A 19260-nucleotide genomic window follows, 5' to 3' on the forward strand; every position below is an offset into this window, starting at 1 on the left:
CAAGGTCTTAGGTTGTTTCATTCTGAGAGAGGCGTTTTTTTGCCGATTCAGGATGTGTTGTTTAGGTGAGCGTAATGCTCCTCCGAGTAACCCAAAACACCGGCGCTGAGACTCGGGTAGTCTGATATAGAAAAGGACATTACTCGTTGCGGCGAATCATATGATTCGCCGCTTAAGTATTGTCTTTTTGTATGAGACAGGCTGCCAACTCTGTTCTGGTAGGTTTGATTCAATGGCTAAAGCAATGAAGAAACCCGCGAAAACTCCGACATCCTCAGCAGCAAAAAAAGTGGTCGCCAAAGTGGCGCCAGCGAAACCTATTGCTAAAGCCTCGTCAAAAAAAGATGTCGCCAGTGCGAGTAAAACCAAGGTGGCTGTAAGTAAAGCATTAACTAAACCTGCCTCCCAAAAAGAGGTTGCGAAAGACACTAAAGCGCCTAAAGTGGTAAAGCCCGTAGCAAAACAGAGTGCAGTGAAAGCCGCTGCCGACAAGCCGAAAACCAAAGGTATTGTAAAAGACGAGGCCAGGTCAAACGTGAAAGCGTCTGGCAAGGAAGTAATAACCAGCAAGAATGCAAAGCCGGTAGCCGCGGCTGATCGCAAGTCCAAAGAAGTTGCCAAACACGCCTCTGAAGGTGTGGGCAAAAAAACGGACAAGCCACAATCTGCACCATTGAAAGCTTCTGTGACAATTAACAAAACCGATTCAAAGACAGTGATAAAGCCAACCAAGAATTCAGCTAAGTCTGACAAAGCGCCAGAGATCCAGGAAATTAAATCCGGATCCGCGCCTGCCGTTAGCCAAACCACTGATGCTGCCGTGCTGGCAGCAATTGATACATCTGGTTATATTTTGCCGGGTGTAAAAGTTCCTGGTCGTCGCGGTCGCAAACCAAAAGAATATCAGCCGGAAAACGAAGAAATTGCGGCTTTGAATGCCGTCGAGCGAGCTGAAATGAAGGCCATCGACAAAGCCAAAGCAAAGGACCGCAAAGCAAAAGAAAAAGCTTTGTTGAAAGATGCATTTTCTGCTGATCCAGAAGCTACGGCTGAGGAACTGGAGCGTCGTCGCCAAAAGCTGAAAACTCTGATCAAACTGGGCAAAGATCGCGGTTACCTGACATTTGCCGAGATCAATGATCATTTGCCAGAAAACGTCGTTGATCCAGAAGCAATCGAAGGCATTATCGGTACATTCAATGATATGGGTGTCGCGGTGTATGAGCGTGCACCAGATGCCGAAACTTTGCTTCTGTCAGATAACGTTGTTACCGTTACCAATGATGATGATGAAGTCGAAGCGGCAGCTGAAGCAGCGCTGTCAACCGTCGATTCCGATTTTGGTCGCACGACTGACCCGGTTCGTATGTATATGCGCGAAATGGGGTCGGTTGAGTTGCTGACGCGCGAAGGCGAAATCGTCATCGCAAAGAAAATCGAAGAAGGTCTGAAGGACATGATTCAGGCGATTTCCGCTTGTCCGACCACGATTGCAGAGATTCTTGTTGCCGCTGAGCGTATCCGTAATGATGAAATTAAGATTGATGAATTAGTCGATGGGTTGGTTGATCCTAATGCCGCCGAAGAAGAGGAAAAACCGGTTCCTGTAGTCGTAGCCGAAGAGGATGACGAAGAAGAGGAAGAGGAAGAAGAGGAAGAAGAGGAAGATGAAGAAGCAAGTGCCGCTGGCGCTGCAGCCATCTCTGCTGAGCAACTCGAGCAACTCAAACGTGATTCTCTGGCGAAGTTCGATATCATTTCCAGCAACTTTGACAAAATGCGTAAGGCATTTGAAAAAGAAGGCTACAACTCTAAATCGTATGTAAAAGCGCAAGAGGCGATTTCCAACGAATTGCTGGGTATGCGCTTTACTGCAAAAGTGGTTGAAAAGTTGTGCGACACATTGCGTGGTCAGGTCGATGAAGTCCGTCATGTGGAAAAGCAAATTCTGGAAGTCGTAGTTAATCGCTGCAATATGCCGCGCAGCCATTTCATCAAAGTTTTTCCAGGCAATGAAATTAATTTGAAATGGGTGGAAGGCGAAGTGAATGCCGGACATTCTTACAGCGCCGTGTTAGGCCGTAATATTCCTGCCGTTCAGCAACTTCAGCAAAAATTGATCGACTTGCAGGCCCGTGTTGTGTTGCCTTTGCCAGATTTGCGCGGCATCAATAAAAAGATGTCGGCTGGCGAAATGAAAGCGCGTAAAGCGAAGCGCGAAATGACCGAGGCGAACTTGCGTCTGGTAATTTCTATCGCGAAGAAATATACGAATCGCGGCTTGCAATTCCTTGATCTTATTCAGGAAGGCAATATTGGCTTGATGAAGGCCGTCGATAAATTCGAATACCGCCGTGGTTATAAATTTTCGACCTATGCAACTTGGTGGATTCGCCAGGCGATTACTCGCTCGATTGCCGATCAGGCGCGCACGATTCGTATTCCTGTGCATATGATCGAGACCATCAATAAGATGAATCGTATCTCGCGTCAGATTTTGCAAGAAACTGGCGTAGAGCCAGATCCGGCAACGCTCGCAATCAAAATGGAAATGCCGGAAGATAAGATCCGCAAGATCATGAAGATTGCTAAAGAACCGATTTCGATGGAAACACCAATCGGTGACGATGATGATTCGCATCTGGGCGATTTCATTGAAGATAATCACACATTGGCGCCGGCAGACGCAGCCTTGCATGCATCAATGCGCAATGTCGTCAAAGATGTACTGGATTCACTGACGCCGCGCGAAGCTAAAGTTTTGCGTATGCGTTTTGGCGTTGAAATGTCGACTGACCATACTTTGGAAGAAGTTGGTAAACAGTTCGACGTGACACGTGAGCGTATTCGTCAGATAGAGGCAAAAGCACTGCGCAAATTGCGTCACCCATCACGTTCAGATAAGCTGAAAAGCTTCCTAGAAGGTAATTAATGTAATACAATTGGCGTCGGTTTTTTCGACGCCTATTTTTTTAGTGCTTGATAAAATTGGGCCTCTAGCTCATGTTGGTTAGAGCAGCGGACTCATAATCCGTTGGTACCGTGTTCGACTCACGGGAGGCCCACCAAAGATTCGAAGGCTAGCTTTTGCTAGCCTTTTTTTATGCGCCAAGTAATTGTTAGCAGAAGAACTAGTTAGGCCATTGTTTTGCGAACGCCTTCTTAGTTGCTGGATTTTTGTTGACAATAATTGGCTTGATACAAACCGGTTAAATTTGAATTTCCATCATGCATTTACCAAATCATCGTATTCGTTGCTCGTCCCTTTTGATCGCATTACTGGGTTCATTGCCTTTAGCCTATGGACAGGAAATTGCTATGCAGCCGGTGCAAAACGCAGGTGCATTGCAATATGCGGGTGGAAGTTCTCGATTTGGCGTCGGTTACCAAAATGGTGGGAGTTGGCAGGCAGAAGTGTCTGGTATTTTGATGGAGAAGGATAGTGGGAACTGGTTAGCCGAGGCCTGGTTCGCAAAATCTTCTGGCGGCGCTGCACTTAGTTATCATCAATTATCAAATGATATTGTCAAAAAATATTTTATCGGACTTGACCAAAACGCGATGAGAGATCGCAAGATCAGCATCGGTTACGGGCAGGAAACAGAAAATATTTTTGCACACGTTTATGTCAGTCACAGCCCCAGTTCTCAGCGATTAATTAGTAGTGCCGCCAATACAATTGACTCTCAAGTAGCTGGTGTTGATTCTGGCAGAAATTACATTGATACGGTTTCAACCAATATAACGACTCGCACTTATGAAAGGGCCTATGACAATGGACTCGGGGTGCGATTAGGTCATTATTATTCGCCGCAAGATGTTCGTATAACGGCTGGCTTGGATTATGAATGGGGTAAAAATTCAGCCCGACAATTGGGAGCATCGATAACAGCAGAGAAATTTTTTATTGATACGCCGCACAGCCTTGTCGTTCAAGTAGGTCAATACAGAAAAGCTGGAAATGTTGATGCCAATCAGAACGATAGTCGAGTTTCGTTCATGTATCGCTACAGTTTTGGGAAAAATAAGACTCAGTCAGCGCATCAGTACAGAATGGTTGCTGATCCTGTTGTGTCGCAAGCACCAGCGCAAGTCGTTATTCCTGCCAGAACTGAAACACGATTGATTAAGACCTCCGCAAGTATGAATGGAGACGCCTTTTTTACCATTGCCAGTGCCAAATTAACCGATGCTGCAAGAACAGAGCTGGATCGCATTGCGGAGTTAATGCAAAAACATCCGCGTGACGGGAAGGTGCGGATAGTTGGGCATACTTGTGATCTTGGTTTAGCCGTTGTGAACGACCGGCTTTCTTTGAAGCGTGCGACAGCAGTTCGTGACTATCTGATAGCGAAAAATATTTTTGGGTTGGATGATGTTGTATTGGAAGCCAAAGGCAAATCTGAACCCAAATATCCAGAATCAGAAAGAGAAAAAAATCGTAGGGTAGATATGGAGTTCGTCAGTGTCCTCGAAAAGGAGGAGTTAATTGAGATTCCAGAACAAATACAGCAAGCGCCTGCTCCAATTGTCACCTACCACCGTGAAGAAATTACTCAGGAGCCAACCTGGATAAAGCGTGCTTTGCGAACTGCTTTTGAACATAAACGTACGGTAGATATTTACAGAAGTCAGCAACAAACTCAGAGTGAAACCAAAGTGAGAGCTTGGCAAAATCGTGCGCCTCAAGCTAAAGCTGACGCCTATGAGGTTCTGGCTGGCAGTGTAACAAGTTTGGCGGTGCTCGCTAACGACACGGATCCTGATGCTGGAGATAGTGTGAGTATCGCATCGGTAAGTGCGGCGTCTCAAGGTCAAGTGAGAATTGATGGAGCGCAGCTGGTATATAACGCACCATCCAACTTTAAGGGACAGGTAAGCTTTAGTTACGTCATTAAGGACTCTCAAGGATTAACATCATCAGCGCTGGTTACTATCAATGTAGTCGCCCCTAATCAGGCTCCCGTAGCTAAGGATGACTGGTTCAGAGTGAGTGGTGTTCAGGAGTCTTTGCTTGATCCGTTGGCAAATGACAGTGATCCTGATGGCGATACATTGAGCATTCTTTCTGTTACACAACCGTCTAACGGTGCAGGAACTGTACGCGTAGTTGGTAAGCAAATATTGTTTGTGCCGGCCAAGCCTTTTATCCGAGATAGCTTTACTTATACTATTAGCGATGGACGTGGTGGACAAGCTACTGCAACGGCAGTGTTAATCGACCCATAAACTAAAGCATCGAAGACGGAAATGCGTCTAAAATCGGGGTGACAGTGCGTAGTGTTATAATGTATTGATTATCATATTCAACTACGCCTAAACCTGTCTGATAATGTATCTATTATCAGAAATGACGCAACATCATCGATTTCCGTTGGTGCCGTGTTCTATCCACGGAAGGCTCACCATTCATAACATGACCGAAATTAAGGCTCCAACGGAGCAAACCTCACCAGACCTGCGTTTCGCTGACTTTGGACTATGTCCAGAAATTCTGCGCGCGCTGACTGACCAGGGTTATATTCATCCTACGCCGATTCAGGCTCAGGCCATCCCTGTCGTATTGCAAGGTCGCGATGTGATGGGGGCTGCGCAGACGGGTACTGGCAAAACGGCTGGTTTTTCATTACCGATTATTCAGTTGCTGATGGCGCATGCGAGTAGTAGTGCATCACCTGCGCGGCATCCGGTGCGTGCTTTGATTTTGACGCCGACTCGTGAGCTGGCTGATCAGGTCGCAGAAAATGTCCAGGCTTATTCTCGTCATACGCCATTGCGTTCTACGGTGGTATTTGGCGGTATGGATATGGCGCCTCAGACCGCTGCTTTGCGTTCAGGTGTTGAGATTGTGATTGCGACGCCAGGTCGTTTGCTTGATCACATTCAGCAAAAAACGATCAATTTATCGCAGACCCAGATCCTGATCATGGATGAGGCTGATCGCATGCTGGACATGGGCTTTTTGCCCGATCTGCAACGTATCATCAACTTATTGCCTAAGCAGCGCCAGAACCTGATGTTCTCAGCTACTTTTTCACCTGAGATCAAAAAACTCGCTGCGAGTTTCCTGACTAATCCCGTCACGATCGAAGTCGCTCGCAGCAATGCGACCTCAGATAATGTCACACAGATTCTGTACAAAGTCGCAGAAGAAGAGAAGCGTGATGCTGTCTCGTTCATTATCCGTGAGCGTGGTTTGAAGCAGGTCATCGTGTTCTCCAATACGAAAATTGGCGCTTCACGTCTGGCGCTCCATCTGGTCAAGCAAGGTGTTAAAGCATCGGCGATTCATGGCGATAAATCGCAAAATGAACGTATGGCGGCGCTCGAAGCATTCAAGCGTGGAGAAGTCGAAGTACTGGTCGCGACCGATGTCGCTGCACGTGGTCTCGACATTGCTGAATTGCCTTGTGTGATCAATTTCGATCTTCCCTACAATGCTGAGGATTATGTGCATCGTATTGGTCGTACCGGTCGCGCCGGTGCCACGGGAGATGCGATTTCTTTGCATACTGATAAAGATGAGCGTTTGCTGATCGATATTGAAAAACTGATCAAACAAAAAATCGTCAAGTTGCAATTGGCGGGTTTTGTGGCGCAAACGCCAGTTCATGCAGAGCGAAAGCCACGTTCTTTTGATGCTGAAAAACCTGCAGCAAAAGCATTTGAACGCCCTGCACGCACGTTTAATCAGCCTAGGGAAAAAGTCGATCCGTGGTTTTTAAAACCTTACGAACCGAGTGCCACCACGATACCGACTGCCTCAACATCGGCGGCGTCGTTGCCAACGTCGACATCACCTGCATCGGTAGCGAAACCGCAAAAAAGAGCCGCCTTGCTCGGTGGATTTTCTAAATCCTGATGATCTGCTTACTGATACGTATTACAAGGTATCGGTAGCGATCAAATAGCTTTTCTAACTGGTAGCTGCATTGGCATGTTGTTCCAATCGTCGCTGCCAGGCCAGAATAGCTTGCTGCCAGAATGAAGTAATGTTGGTACGCGCTTCCAGCGCCATATCAGTCAATCCCAAAAAACGTGCCGCAGGCAGCAAGGCATTTGCAAGAATATTTTGTTCCGGTCCACTGACATCGATTGCCAGTGCTCCGGTTTGCTTTGACAGTTTCTCGCCGCTGGCATTTGTCACCACAGGAATGTGCAGATAACGCGGACGCTGCAATCCCAGTATCTTTTGCAGATAAATTTGTCGTGCGGTCGAGTCTAGTAAATCCTCACCCCGCACCACATCAGTTATTCCCTGCGCCGCATCATCAACGACGACAGCGAGTTGATAAGCCCAAAATCCATCGGCGCGTTTTAAAACGAAATCGCCGACCTCGCTCTCCAGGTCTTGTCTGAGTTGTCCCCGCCAGCGGTCGTTGAAATGAATCTTGCTACCTATTCCGGCTGGTACTTTAAGTCGCCATGAGCGTGCCTGTCTTCCTGCCGCCAGGCCAGTCCGGCAGGTACCCGGATAGACGGCAACCAATGATGCATGGTTATTCAGTTGTGAATCGGCAATCTCTTTACGCGAGCAGCCGCAGGGATACACTGCGTCACCTAATTGCTGAAGAGCTGCCTCGTATAACGATGTTCGCCGGCTTTGCCATTCGACAGCACCGTTCCACTGCAATTGACAGCGTTGCAGTGTGTCAATGATCGATTGCTCGGCTCCTTTGACATTGCGGTCAAAATCGAGATCCTCGATTCTTAGCAGCCATTCTCCGTGATGAGCTTTAGCGTCGAGATAACTCGCCATTGCCGCTACCAGTGAGCCCATGTGCAGAGGTCCGGTTGGTGAGGGCGCGAAACGACCGATATAGCCGGAGTAATTAGACTGCATCATGCAATGCTTCCCAGAAGGATACGCTGTACCACAGGATCTGCGAGCCTTTGCAAAAACCAATGCAGCGCCTTGCCTTTATTGTTGCTGCGCCAGGCGATCCGGTTAGTGCCTGACAGTCGGTTTTCTTCCAGAGATTTTTCTATCAAGGCACCGGATTGTAAATGTGGTTGAGCTAATGCGCGCGGCAGGTTGCCGCAACCCAGTCCAGCAATTTGTGCCAGCAGCTTGGCGTGCAAGGATGGCACAGTCAGCGTATCTTGTCCGGTCAGGATACCCGCAGTAATCGACGGTAGTTGCCGGCCGGTATCGCCGACCACGATGGCCCGATAATTTTGTATCACGCTCGCTGTCAGCGGTTCGGTCGCTTGTGCCAGTGGATGTCTGGCGGCGACAGCAAAAAACCAATCGATATTGCCCATCAGGCGCGTCTGGTAGTCGCCATGCATGCGCAGAGTATCAGGGCCATCGTAGGCGGCACCGATCGCCAGGTCGGCGCGACCGTCTAACAAGGTTTCCCAGACACCGGACAATACTTCTTCTGAAATGCGTAGCCTCGTACCGCAATTTTGCTGCTCAAATTCTTGTATCAAAGGAAGTAGATTGTCAAACTGGATAATGCCGTCGACGACGATCCTTAGCTCGGATTCCCAGCCAGTCGCGGTACGTTTGACCCTTTGCTCTAGTTCTCCGGCGGCTTGCAGTAAATGTCGTCCTTGCGTCAGCAGTTCCTGACCCGCGATAGTGAGTTTGGCTCTGTGGCCACGCCGGTCATACAGCAAGACATCGAGATCTTCCTCCAGCTTACGAATGCTGTAGGTGATGGCGGACGGCACCTTATCGAGCGCACTGGCGGCGGCAGCGAAACTGCCCTTGCGATCAATGGCATCAAGGATTTGCAGGGCTTCCAGCGTAATATTCATCAGGCCACAATTCTTATACAAAAAAACTGAACAAGAGATAGAAAAAACTACCCTGTTACTGGCGGTAGTCCATCTATATATTGGTCTACATCATATCAATTATTTGAATAAGAACACAATGCTGACACTTCATAAGTCTGATCAACGCGGTTATGCCGAGCATGGCTGGCTACAATCTTTCCATAGTTTTTCGTTTGCTGATTATTACGATCCGGCGCATATGGGCTTTGGTCCATTGCGTGTGATTAACGATGACCGGATTGCCGCAGGAATGGGATTTGGCATGCACGGACATAAGGATATGGAAATTATCACTTATGTACTCGAAGGTGCGATTGCACACAAAGATAGCATGGGTAACGGGAGCACGATTTATCCAGGGAATGTCCAATATATGAGTGCAGGCACCGGTGTACGCCACTCGGAATTTAATCCTTCGCCAGTCCAGCCCACCCATTTGCTACAGATCTGGATACAGCCCTGGATACAGCCCGATCGCATCAATGCTACACCTGCATATCAGGAAAAGAATTTTAGCCGTGAGGAGAAGCTTGGACGATTGCGTCTGGTTGCTTCATCCGATGGGCTTGATGGTTCCATTCCGATTCGTCAGGATGCCCGTTTATATATTGGCTTGTTTGACGGAGAGCAGGCTGCCAGTCTACCTTTACAGCCGAATCGCCTGACCTACGTCCATCTGGCTCGTGGCATGTTGACAGTGAATGGACAAAAGCTGTCAGCAGGCGACGCTGTGAAGTTACAGCAAGAAGAGTTGTTAGTGCTGACCGCAGGTCAGCAAGCGGAAGTGCTGGTATTTGACTTGCCCCACTAAACGGCAGGTCTGGCGTAGTAAAAATCAAAACATCTTATCGATAAAGGAAGCATGATGAAAAAAGTAGCGATTGTGTATCACTCCGGTTATGGACACACTAAAAAAGCCGCGGAAGCTGTTCACGCCGGTGCGGCAGCGGCGGGGGCTGCCGCAGAATTGATCGCCATAGATGCCGAAGGCAATATCACTGAGGCAAATTGGGCGAGTCTGGCTGCAGCCGATGCGATCATTTTTGGTTCGCCTACCTACATGGGCACCGTCTCCTGGCAATTTAAAAAATTCGCCGATGCATCGTCTAAGCCGTGGTACTCCCAGGTTTGGAAAGATAAAATCGCAGCCGCTTTCACCAATTCGGCGACTATGAATGGCGACAAGCTCTCGACTTTGCATTATCTGTTCACACTGTCGCAACAGCATTCGATGATTTGGGTAGGGACGGGGCTGATGCCAGCCAATAGCAAGGCCGCCCAGCGCAACGATATTAACTATGTCGGCAGTTTTTCAGGTTTGATGACGCAATCACCATCCGACTCATCGCCGGAAGAGGGACCTTTGCCAGGCGATCTGGAAACTGCCAAATTATTTGGTAAGCGTGTTGCCGAGACCGCTGCAAAATTTGCGTAATGGTACTTAGCTTTCTTGTATGACAGAGGTTTTATCGTAGAGAAGAAGAAAAAAACCTGCTCGTAACTGAGCAGGTTTTTTTATTTGCATTAATTATTTTTACTATACTGGGTAGGTGTATTTATTAAGTACCTAAATAAAACCTGCGGATCATGCCATCTTTTTAAAAAATGAAGGGGAGTATATCAATTTCTCCTTTGAGGTTCCCAACACAATGCTACCAATTGATCATGCAAGGCGGTATCAGTAGCAGCAGGGCAAGCACCAGATACATGAGTTGCAGCGGGATCATCCATTTTGCCCAGGTTGCCCACGGAATCCGTGCGAGTGCCAGTACGCCAACCGTGATGCCCGAGGTCGGGATCATCGGTGTCGTAAATTCGCCAAACTGAAACGCCAGAATGGCGGTCTGCCGCGATACGCCGACCAGATCCGCCAGTGGTGCCATGATCGGCATGGTCAATGCTGCCTGACCGCTACCGGAATGAATAAAAAAGTTGATCACGGATTGAATGACGAACATTTTTTGCGCAGCGACGATGGGGCTGGCTGACTGCACCAGCGGCATCAGTCCATGCAGCATGGTATCGATGATGTTGGCATCGCGCGCCAGTATCATCGTGCCGCGCGCTAAGGCGATCACCAGCGCTGTTGTGACCAGATCTTTGGCGCCCTGTAAAAAAGCATCGACAAATTCATCAGCTCCAAGCTTGCCGACGATGCCAACCACAATTGCCATGACCAGAAATAAGGCTGCGATTTCATTAATAAACCATTCGTATTTCACTACCCCGAACACCATGACAATCAAGGCTGTTGCAAATAAAAATAGAACCAGCTTATGCACCGTCGTCATTCCGGTGAAGTTGTCGAATTCATCGTGTTTCAGATTTTGACGTTTTTCCTGATCGAGTGCGAAGGTGGGACTTTTTTCCGGCGTGCGCTTAATGCGGGCTGCGTACCACATTAAAAAAGCGATCGTTACGCTGGTCGCGATCAGCCATGCAATCACTCGATATTGCAAACCTGAGAATACCGGCACGCCGGCAATGCCCTGCGCAATCCCGACGTTGAACGGATTTAAAAAAGCTGCAGCAAATCCGACTTGCGACCCGATAAACGGGATAGAGACGCCAACGATTGAGTCGTAGCCCAGCGCCAGCGCCAGCGGCACAAAGATTATGATGAAAGGAATGGCTTCTTCACTCATGCCAAACGTCGCGCCACCCAGTGAAAATAGAGTCACAAATACCGGAATGATCATTACACGGATCGCTGCAGAGCGGGTATGCGCCTTGGCTACCGATTTGATCATTGAATCAATCGCTTCGGTTTTTTGTAGTACAGCAAAAGCACCACCGACGATCAATACAAAGCCAATGATTAATGCGGCCTCAACGAAGCCTTTGATCGGCGCCATCATCAAGGCGACAAAGCCTTGCGGATTGCTGGCGACGTAATGGAAGGTCGCCGGATCAATCAACGCCTTGCCGTTGACGAGATGAGTGTCATATTTACCACCGGGTACCAGCCAGGTAGATAAGGCAATCAATGCCAGTAAGGAAAACAGCAATACAAAGGTATTGGGTAGTCTAAAATTTTTCATAAGGATCTATCAGGTATCCATCAGATTTGAGGATGGTAGAGCGGCTAATGACTTCATGGTGCTGACTGTAGTACTGAATGGCAATCACGAAACGGAACAGCTAGGCATCGTGACCGGACTGTCATTACATGGACAAGAGCTTGCCAGTACGGAACGGAACTTTGCCTGCGATCTTGGCAATTGCCATGCCGCGCTGTACATAACGGTACGCAGTTCTCGCAAAAATTTTCCCACTAATTTTTGCAATCAGCTGCGTTGTTTTTCCAGTGAGAGGATCAATCAGTTCTCCAATCGAGTCTCCCTCAGTCACGACGTCGCCGGGACGTTTAGAAAATACCAGCATGCCGGCATGCGGTGCTGCGATCGGCAGTACGGCCTCCAGCGGCGTCGGCTCAAAAAAAGCTTTCGGCAGATTGGATACCGCAATATCCACATGTCCCTTGTAGGCCAGGTAGGCAATCAGGGCATCGGCATCCTGCTCGGCCAATTCATGGGCTACGTCAGTTTCACCGCGCAATTCCACTGTGACCGGGACGCATGCCAGCGGGATAGGAAATTGCGGGGCGAAATGGTCAGACAGCTCCCACCACAGACGACCGCATGTTTCATCAAAAGGATCGTCGCCGGATTCCGTCGCCAGTAACATGGCTTCTGCACCCAGATAGCGTGCTAATGGTGTGACTTCATCCACCAGCGGTGTCCCGGTATACAAATGCATGACGGCCTGATTATCACAATGCAGATCTAGGACAATATCTGCATCGAATGCCATTGTTTGCAAAATTTTTCGCAGGGATTCTGTTTCGGTGACGGGATCCCATTGATCCAGCAAGGAGCGGGCCTGCTGACGAATAATATTGATGTTAATCAGTGGTTCGGTGCCAAGTAAGTCGGGCAGAATTGTTTTGAGAGCGGGCACCAGATTGCGATAGCCGCGATTGAAGTTGATTCCTGAAGCCAGATCAAACCTGCCGAACGGCTCTCCTTGCAATGACTGATCGAGTCCAATCGGGTTTGCAACTGGTACGAGAATGATTTCACCTCGTATTTTGCCGCTATTTTCTAGCGTCTCCAACTGTGCGCGCAGATGGTGGGCGACCAGCATGCCCGGGATTTCATCCGCGTGCAATGAGGCCTGTATATAGGTTTTTGGGCCGGTTTTCGTGCTGCCAAAATGGTAGCTGACGAGATGTCGTTGTGAGCCAATACTTCGTGATTGAAGCAAATGCGTCTTGATTTCCATAAGCTGTTGCCTTATTCAGGTTGTTATCTGACTCTGTCTGAGCCTTGCTGTGGTTCGTGTCTCAAAGTGGTTCATACCGGATTCCTATTGCTGAATCCTCACTGGCAATGACGCGTGTAAAAACATTTATATGCATGTCACACCGTGCACGCAGATCAAAAGAAAAATACCGGATGTGCAGCATTTTCATTTATTTATCTGAAAACATTATGACGTATTTTTTACACAAAAAGAAGTTATGCAAATAAATTTACAAAAATTGTTGAGTTTGTTCAAAATCAAAGATACAGTTCAAGAACACAAAAAAATGGCAGTTAAATTTATTTAGTCAATTTTATATTTGTGTGATGTAGTGATCGTTTTATCCAATTGAGTGAAATTCATGGCCAAGTTGAACACCCCACAAATGAATATGACCGAAGCGGCAACGCCAGAGCTGGCCTTTGCCCAATCTTCATTGGGTAAGAAGTTAATTGAGAATTTAACCAAGGGCTCGGCATCGTATCAAAGCATTGCTGATTACCTGCTGCGTAACCAAGTCCGGGTAACGGCCTTGGGGATTGAGGATCTGGCTCAGAGTTGTCAGGTGTCGACAGCAACCATCAGCCGCTTTGCGCGTGATATTGGTTTTGCTAACTATGCGGCGATGCGTAACGAAGTGGCTGAAACCTTGCAGAGTGTATTTCAGCCTGTCGAAAAACTGCGCAATACGATAGAGCGCCGCTCGCAAGAAACGACACCGGCCATTACCAGTCTCGAATATGCATTGGCAAATACGGATGCAACCAAACAAAACCTATCTATCGATGTGCTGAACCAGGTCGTCACTAAACTGGCGAAAGCGCGCACAGTCTATGTCATGGGTTTTGGTCTGAGTGCACACCTCGCGGGGATGCTGGCCTTACACCTGCAACCGTTCTGTTCGCATGTCGTCGAAGTTGTCGGGTATGGTGGCACGGAGGTCGCGGCCGGACATCTTGCGAGTATTTCTGACAAAGATGTACTGATCCTGATCTCTTTTCCACGCTATGCGAATGATGTGATCAAGCTCGCTCATTTTGCCCGCGACCATGGCACTTGCATTGTATCGATGACCGATTCAACCGCATCGCCGCTGGCGGCGCTGGGGGATTATTTATTGCTGGCACCGAGCACGCATCCGGTGTTGCCTAGTAGTTCTATTGCCGCGATCGCATTGATTGAGGCTTTAGTCAGTAGCTTGATGGTATCCAATAAAAAGAATGTAGAAAAGGCGATGAAACTCACCGAGGCTTTATCGGCTTACCTACATGGATTCGAGGCGACTTCCAAAGGCGGGAGCAGGGAGTTGCTGACTCAAAGAAGGAAAAAATCAGCACTTGATTAACGGCTGAACTAAACCTCTGGCCGGAAATAAAAAATGACCTCTTGCAGGTCAGGGGCGAACTTTTGCCTAAAACTTTTAGCGGTACCTTTGGGACGTGTGTTTTTCGATTAAGACAGTATCAATTAGGAGATGGTAAAAATGAAGAAAAATGGTGAAAAGATTCAAACCAGACCGACCACGATCGCTTTATCGGTCCGTTACGCTTTGGGTTTGACGGCGACTTTAGGGTTTATTAGTCCGGCGGCATTTGCTCAGGCGGATGTAGAGGCTGCGAAGGTGCAAAGAGTTGAGATCACCGGTTCATCTATAAAGAGAATTGATGCCGAGACTGCTCTCCCGATTCAGATACTGACACGTGCAGAAATCGATAAGAGCGGTGTGACCACTGCCGCCGAGTTATTAAGTAAAGTTTCAGCCAGTGCAGCTGCGTTGACGGACGGAGCGAGTTTTAGTGATAACGGGGGAACCCAGCGTGGTTTTAATGGTGCAAACTTGCGCGGTATCGGCGTATCGTCGACATTGATTTTATTGAATGGCCGTCGTCTGGCAAATTTCGCCTCTCCGGGTAATTCCTCCGGTGTCGATTTGAATTCGATTCCGGCCGCAGCGATTGCCAGAGTTGAAGTATTGAAGGATGGTGCGTCGGCAATTTATGGAACTGATGCGATTGGTGGTGTGATTAACTTCATCACACGTCCGGATTATCAGGGAGTGGAAATTTCTGCTTATACCGGCAGCGCTCAGCATGGCGGCGCAGGTAAAAATATTCTGACTTTGTCTGGCGGTATCGGTGACATTGCAACGGATCGTTATAATGTGATGGGCGTCGTGAACCTGCAAAATACTCAGAGCTTGCGCTCAACTCAGCGAAGCTGGATTGGCTCTGCGTATCAGCCGGATATTAACTTGGATGTGAGCAGTTCCAACACCTATCCGGCGAACGTGCGCCGCACCAAGACAAGCGGCAGTCCTACAGGATCGCGCTTGAACCCTAGTGCGCCTAATTGCAATCCACCCGCAACCGTATTTGCACCCGATAGCTTTGTTGGAGATAAAGCCTGCTTATACGATTACATGCATGACACAGAGATTTTCCCTGAGTCCAAGCGCTTGTCTCTGCTGACCCGTGGTCAATTTGCTGTGAGCGATGAGATGACCTTGTTTGCGGAGTTATTGCATAGCCAGACGAATACGACTTACCGCATTAGTCCTCTGACGGTCAGTAATCTGAACTATCCGTTACCAAGTGCCGGTGGTATTTATTATCCGACTAGCCTAATCACGACGAATCAGACACCTCTACGTGTCGGCTTCCGTTTAACGGAGGCAGGGCCCCGTACCAATGAAGTTGAGGCCGTAGCACAACGTCTTGTATTAGGGGCAAAAGGCACGGTTGCTGGCTGGGATTACGATACGGCGTTCAACCATAGTGTAAGTACAGTTGATGATAAATATATCGATGGCTATGTCAAAACTTCTTTATTTGATGCGGCATTTACTACTGGCAAAATCAATCCCTTCGGTCCTTCCGGTGCTGATGGTCAGGCTTTGTTAAAGGCAGCAAAAATCAGCGATGCAGCACGTCATTCACGAGGTACTACGGATTCGCTGGACGCGAAAGCGTCACGTGAGCTGTTTCCGATGGCAGGCGGTAATGCCGCAATTGCGATTGGTGCTGAATATCGCCGGGAAAAACTTGACTTCACCCCGTCCGCTTTGCTGGCGAGCGGTGAGATCCGTGGTGATGGCGCGGCAGTGGGATATGGTGGTGACCGCAACGTCAAGGCCGCCTATGTGGAATTCAATTTTCCTGTGTTAAAAAATGTCGAGACACAAGTCGCTTTACGACATGATCGCTACAACGATGTAGGCGGTACGACAAATCCTAAATTCGGTGTGCGTTGGAATCCAAGTAAAGAGATCGTTGTGCGTGGTTCTTACGGTACCGGCTTTCGTGCGCCGACTTTAACGGATTTGACTGAGCCTGTCCGTACCGGTCAGACTAGCGGTGTGTATAACGATCCGCTGGGTTGTATCAAAACGGGTGCTGTTGATAATACGAAAAACCCTGACTACTGCGGTATTCAGCCAGATCTTACCAAAGGCGGTACCTCTGATTTGAAGCCGGAAACATCAAAGCAATATTCCTTTGGCTTTGTATATGAGCCTAGCCGTAGTCTGACGACATCGATTGATTACTGGCGTATTCAAAAATCGGATACCTTGCTTGCTAATGAGGGTGCGTATTTCAGCGATCCAGTCAATAACAAATCCTATGTCGTACGTGCGGCAGCAGATTCAAGTTTGCCAGGAATTCCAGGTGCCATTATTTCCGTCGATGGACGTACGCACAATATCGGTACTCTGGATACGTCTGGCGTGGATGTCAACGTGAACTGGCGCTTACCTGCAAATGATATTGGCAAGTTCTCGGCGTCACTGAGCGGTACCTACGTATTCGACTATAAAACCAAGACCACCAATGCCAGTCCTGAAGTGAATGGTGTCGGTGTTTTTACCGATACACAGGTAGTGCAGCGGTGGCGTCATACATTGAGCTTTGATTTTGACCGCGGTCCATGGGGCGCAAGTTTGCAGCAGACCTACTACCAGGGTTATCAGGATCAGAATCCGAATCCTGATGGTTCGCTGCGTCGCGTTGAGGCTTATTCTTTATGGGATTTTAGCGGTAGCTACAGGATGAATAAGTCGACGAGTTTCCGTGTCGGTATTAAGAACTTGCTGGATACTAATCCACCGCGTTCGAACCAGGTATATAGCTTCCTTGCCGGGTATGATCCTAGCTATACCGATCCACGTGGCCGCTTCGTCTATGCCTCAGTGAATTACGCATTTAAATAAAATTGTTTGATATTGACCGGGGCGACATATGGCTTGTGTCGCCCCGTTTTTATACTCAGTTTGATATGGCCGGTAAATCGGCGGGATGATTGAAATGAAAAAAATCTTTGCTCAACAATGGAAGTGTTTGACTCAGATGGGGCTGTTCGTCAGTGTGTTAATTTCCTTCATTGGCGCGGCGCGGGCAGCAGAGCCGGTGTTGCCGGAGAACGCAGGTACGCTAGTGATTATTGGCGGTGCTTTGCGGACAGACAACGCGCCGGTGTGGGGGAAAATCGTGCAATTAGCCGGAGGAAAAAGTGCAAAAATTGCGGTGATTCCTGCCGGTGCCGCAAGCCCTGAAAATACAGGCGCTTCGCTGGCCGCTAAGCTGAACTTATATGGTGCAGATGCGTTTGTAGTGCCTTTATCAGTCAAGTGGAAAAATCAGGATGTTCGTCATGTCGCCAATGATGTGCAGATCGCGTCGCAGATACGTGCTGCCGGCGGGGTGTATTTTTCCGGCGGTGATCAGAGCAAAATTACACAGGCGCTATTTAATTCTGACGGTACTCAGACCGAAGTACTCAAAGCCATCTGGAATGTCTATCAAAAAGGCGGTGTGATTGCAGGCTCCAGCGCGGGCGCCGCTATCATGAGTAGTACCATGTTTTATCAACCAAAATCGGTGTTGTCCGTTTTGCAGCAAGGTGTTACAGAAGGCAAAGAACTCGGCCCGGGCTTGGGTTTTATCGGCGATAAGATCTTTATAGATCAGCATTTACTGATACGCGGACGGTTTGCACGCATGATTCCGGCGATGCAGGCAAAAAACTATCAGATCGGTCTGGGTATTGATGAAAATACAGCGATGGTGATCCGTAATCGTAATGAAATAGAAATTATCGGATATAAGGGGGCGCTATTAATTGATTTGACAGATATGACGTCAGACAACAAAATAAAGGCTTTTAACGCAAGTAATGTTAAGATGAGTTATCTGGATAGCGGGGATCGATACAGGATTGACTCTAAAACCTTGGTGCCGTCGAAAGATAAACTGAATGGTGCAATTGATCCATTAAATCCTTATAATGCCGCCAAGAAATTTTATCCCGATATTTTAGCGAATACCGTGGTGGTGGATCTGATGCAGGATCTAATAGATAGTAAACACGAGCAAGCCAGAGGGATCGCATTTGGTGATCCTGACGGCGAGAATGCAGAGCAGGGTTTTGAGTTTGTATTTAGCAAGCTACCTGAGAGCAAAGGATATTACTCAGGTTCGACTGGTGTAGAGGCGTACACAGTGATGAATATCCGGCTCGATATCAGGCCGCTGGTGATGCAGTTACCTATGTATCGCTATAAATGAGCAACTCTTTTTTGCGGACGTGGTATTCTTGCGGAGACTTGACGGCTGCTCATTAAAATTTGTGTAATGAAACTACAAATCCATTACAAATTTTAATTGAAAGAGCGTTAATTGTTAGATTTGTTAATGATGCTTGTATTTTTTATGTAATTTTGTTACATTTTTGGATGTGGAATAGTCAGATTTTTCCTCGTAAGTTCCCCGGATAATTTAGCTCGCTCTATAACAGCCCCGACTACAGAGGGTCGAGCCTGTAATTTTGACGTAAGGCACTTGCTAATTTCAAAAAAATGAAGGATCCTCTTCAATCTTTTGCTTGATTGAAGTATAGAATCGCAAAATCAGCACCAATCTAGTTTTCGTGCAGGTTTTAAGATAATTCGTGACGTTGTCTTACCTCTGATATTGCTGCGGTTTTACGCTAGTCAAGGGTGAGGAACAGATTTTTGTAAATAGTGGTTGTAAATGGAGGAGACGTAGGTATGGATTTTTCAAATCGCCAGCAAGAGCCGGGCAAGAAGTTGCTAGGGATAGGGCTGGTCGTTGCATTTCACGTCGTACTCGTGTACGCCCTGATCAACGGATTAGGGGTCAAAGTAGTCGAGTT

At 47.9% G+C, this 19260-nt stretch carries 12 protein-coding genes and 1 tRNA gene; 9 read left to right on the forward strand and 4 right to left on the reverse strand.

The annotated features are described in order from the left end of the window. Window positions 1-244: 244 nt before the first annotated feature. The 4 genes from rpoD to ACO0LE_RS17030 all read left to right on the forward strand — a co-directional run bounded on the left by rpoD (window position 245) and on the right by ACO0LE_RS17030 (window position 6862). Window positions 245-2932 (forward strand): RNA polymerase sigma factor RpoD, encoded by a 2688-nt coding sequence (gene rpoD / locus ACO0LE_RS17015; RefSeq protein ID WP_422961530.1) that lies wholly within the window; start codon window positions 245-247, stop codon window positions 2930-2932. Between the two features lie 58 nt (window positions 2933-2990). Beyond that, a tRNA-Ile gene (locus ACO0LE_RS17020) sits at window positions 2991-3068 on the forward strand. A gap of 160 nt (window positions 3069-3228) precedes the next feature. Further along, window positions 3229-5229, forward strand: a complete 2001-nt coding sequence (locus tag ACO0LE_RS17025) for an Ig-like domain-containing protein (protein ID WP_422961531.1) — start codon at window positions 3229-3231, stop codon at window positions 5227-5229. Window positions 5230-5416: 187 nt separating this feature from the next. Then, window positions 5417-6862 (forward strand): DEAD/DEAH box helicase, encoded by a 1446-nt coding sequence (locus ACO0LE_RS17030; protein ID WP_422961532.1) that lies wholly within the window; start codon window positions 5417-5419, stop codon window positions 6860-6862. Window positions 6863-6916: 54 nt separating this feature from the next. Here the strand turns inward: ACO0LE_RS17030 and gluQRS are convergent, their stop codons facing one another. Beyond that, window positions 6917-7843, reverse strand: coding sequence for a tRNA glutamyl-Q(34) synthetase GluQRS (gene gluQRS / locus ACO0LE_RS17035; RefSeq protein ID WP_422961544.1), 927 nt, complete (start codon window positions 7841-7843; stop codon window positions 6917-6919). After that, window positions 7843-8766, reverse strand: a complete 924-nt coding sequence (locus ACO0LE_RS17040; protein WP_422961533.1) for a LysR family transcriptional regulator — start codon at window positions 8764-8766, stop codon at window positions 7843-7845. Before ACO0LE_RS17040 ends, gluQRS begins: the two co-directional genes overlap by 1 nt. Before the next feature lie 118 nt (window positions 8767-8884). Between ACO0LE_RS17040 and ACO0LE_RS17045 the strand changes: the two genes are divergently transcribed. Together ACO0LE_RS17045 and ACO0LE_RS17050 are read left to right on the forward strand one after the other, a co-directional pair. Further along, entirely contained in the window at window positions 8885-9598 is a 714-nt protein-coding gene (locus ACO0LE_RS17045) for a pirin family protein (protein ID WP_422961534.1), read from the forward strand. Between the two features lie 54 nt (window positions 9599-9652). Beyond that, window positions 9653-10222, forward strand: a complete 570-nt coding sequence (locus tag ACO0LE_RS17050; protein WP_422958236.1) for a flavodoxin family protein — start codon at window positions 9653-9655, stop codon at window positions 10220-10222. Between the two features lie 217 nt (window positions 10223-10439). Here the strand turns inward: ACO0LE_RS17050 and ACO0LE_RS17055 are convergent, their stop codons facing one another. Further along, entirely contained in the window at window positions 10440-11828 is a 1389-nt protein-coding gene (locus ACO0LE_RS17055; RefSeq protein WP_422961535.1) for a YfcC family protein, read from the reverse strand. A gap of 124 nt (window positions 11829-11952) precedes the next feature. Next, on the reverse strand, window positions 11953-13071 hold the full coding sequence (locus ACO0LE_RS17060; protein ID WP_422961536.1) for a succinylglutamate desuccinylase/aspartoacylase family protein: 1119 nt from the start codon (window positions 13069-13071) through the stop codon (window positions 11953-11955). A gap of 382 nt (window positions 13072-13453) precedes the next feature. Here ACO0LE_RS17060 and ACO0LE_RS17065 point away from each other — a divergent pair, with 382 nt between their 5' ends. The 3 genes from ACO0LE_RS17065 to ACO0LE_RS17075 all read left to right on the forward strand — a co-directional run bounded on the left by ACO0LE_RS17065 (window position 13454) and on the right by ACO0LE_RS17075 (window position 18653). Beyond that, a complete protein-coding gene (locus ACO0LE_RS17065; protein WP_422961537.1) occupies window positions 13454-14437 on the forward strand; it encodes a MurR/RpiR family transcriptional regulator in 984 nt (327 codons plus the stop codon). Between the two features lie 138 nt (window positions 14438-14575). After that, the gene (locus ACO0LE_RS17070; RefSeq protein WP_422961538.1) at window positions 14576-17299 is read left to right on the forward strand and encodes a TonB-dependent receptor; all 2724 of its coding nucleotides are present in this window, start codon (window positions 14576-14578) and stop codon (window positions 17297-17299) included. 94 nt (window positions 17300-17393) lie between these two features. Further along, window positions 17394-18653 (forward strand): cyanophycinase, encoded by a 1260-nt coding sequence (locus tag ACO0LE_RS17075; RefSeq protein WP_422961539.1) that lies wholly within the window; start codon window positions 17394-17396, stop codon window positions 18651-18653. Window positions 18654-19260 lie beyond the last annotated feature (607 nt).

The organism is Undibacterium sp. Xuan67W (assembly GCF_049340165.1).
Lineage (GTDB): Bacteria > Pseudomonadota > Gammaproteobacteria > Burkholderiales > Burkholderiaceae_D > Undibacterium.

Coding starts and splice junctions, on each gene's coding strand:
- gluQRS (WP_422961544.1), bottom strand. CDS start 7,843: ATGCAGTCTAATTACTCCGGCTATATCGGTCGTTTCGCGCCCTCACCA.
- ACO0LE_RS17025 (WP_422961531.1), top strand. CDS start 3,229: ATGCATTTACCAAATCATCGTATTCGTTGCTCGTCCCTTTTGATCGCA.
- ACO0LE_RS17065 (WP_422961537.1), top strand. CDS start 13,454: ATGGCCAAGTTGAACACCCCACAAATGAATATGACCGAAGCGGCAACG.
- ACO0LE_RS17060 (WP_422961536.1), bottom strand. CDS start 13,071: ATGGAAATCAAGACGCATTTGCTTCAATCACGAAGTATTGGCTCACAA.
- ACO0LE_RS17045 (WP_422961534.1), top strand. CDS start 8,885: ATGCTGACACTTCATAAGTCTGATCAACGCGGTTATGCCGAGCATGGC.
- ACO0LE_RS17070 (WP_422961538.1), top strand. CDS start 14,576: ATGAAGAAAAATGGTGAAAAGATTCAAACCAGACCGACCACGATCGCT.
- ACO0LE_RS17075 (WP_422961539.1), top strand. CDS start 17,394: ATGAAAAAAATCTTTGCTCAACAATGGAAGTGTTTGACTCAGATGGGG.
- ACO0LE_RS17030 (WP_422961532.1), top strand. CDS start 5,417: ATGACCGAAATTAAGGCTCCAACGGAGCAAACCTCACCAGACCTGCGT.
- ACO0LE_RS17040 (WP_422961533.1), bottom strand. CDS start 8,766: ATGAATATTACGCTGGAAGCCCTGCAAATCCTTGATGCCATTGATCGC.
- ACO0LE_RS17050 (WP_422958236.1), top strand. CDS start 9,653: ATGAAAAAAGTAGCGATTGTGTATCACTCCGGTTATGGACACACTAAA.
- rpoD (WP_422961530.1), top strand. CDS start 245: ATGAAGAAACCCGCGAAAACTCCGACATCCTCAGCAGCAAAAAAAGTG.
- ACO0LE_RS17055 (WP_422961535.1), bottom strand. CDS start 11,828: ATGAAAAATTTTAGACTACCCAATACCTTTGTATTGCTGTTTTCCTTA.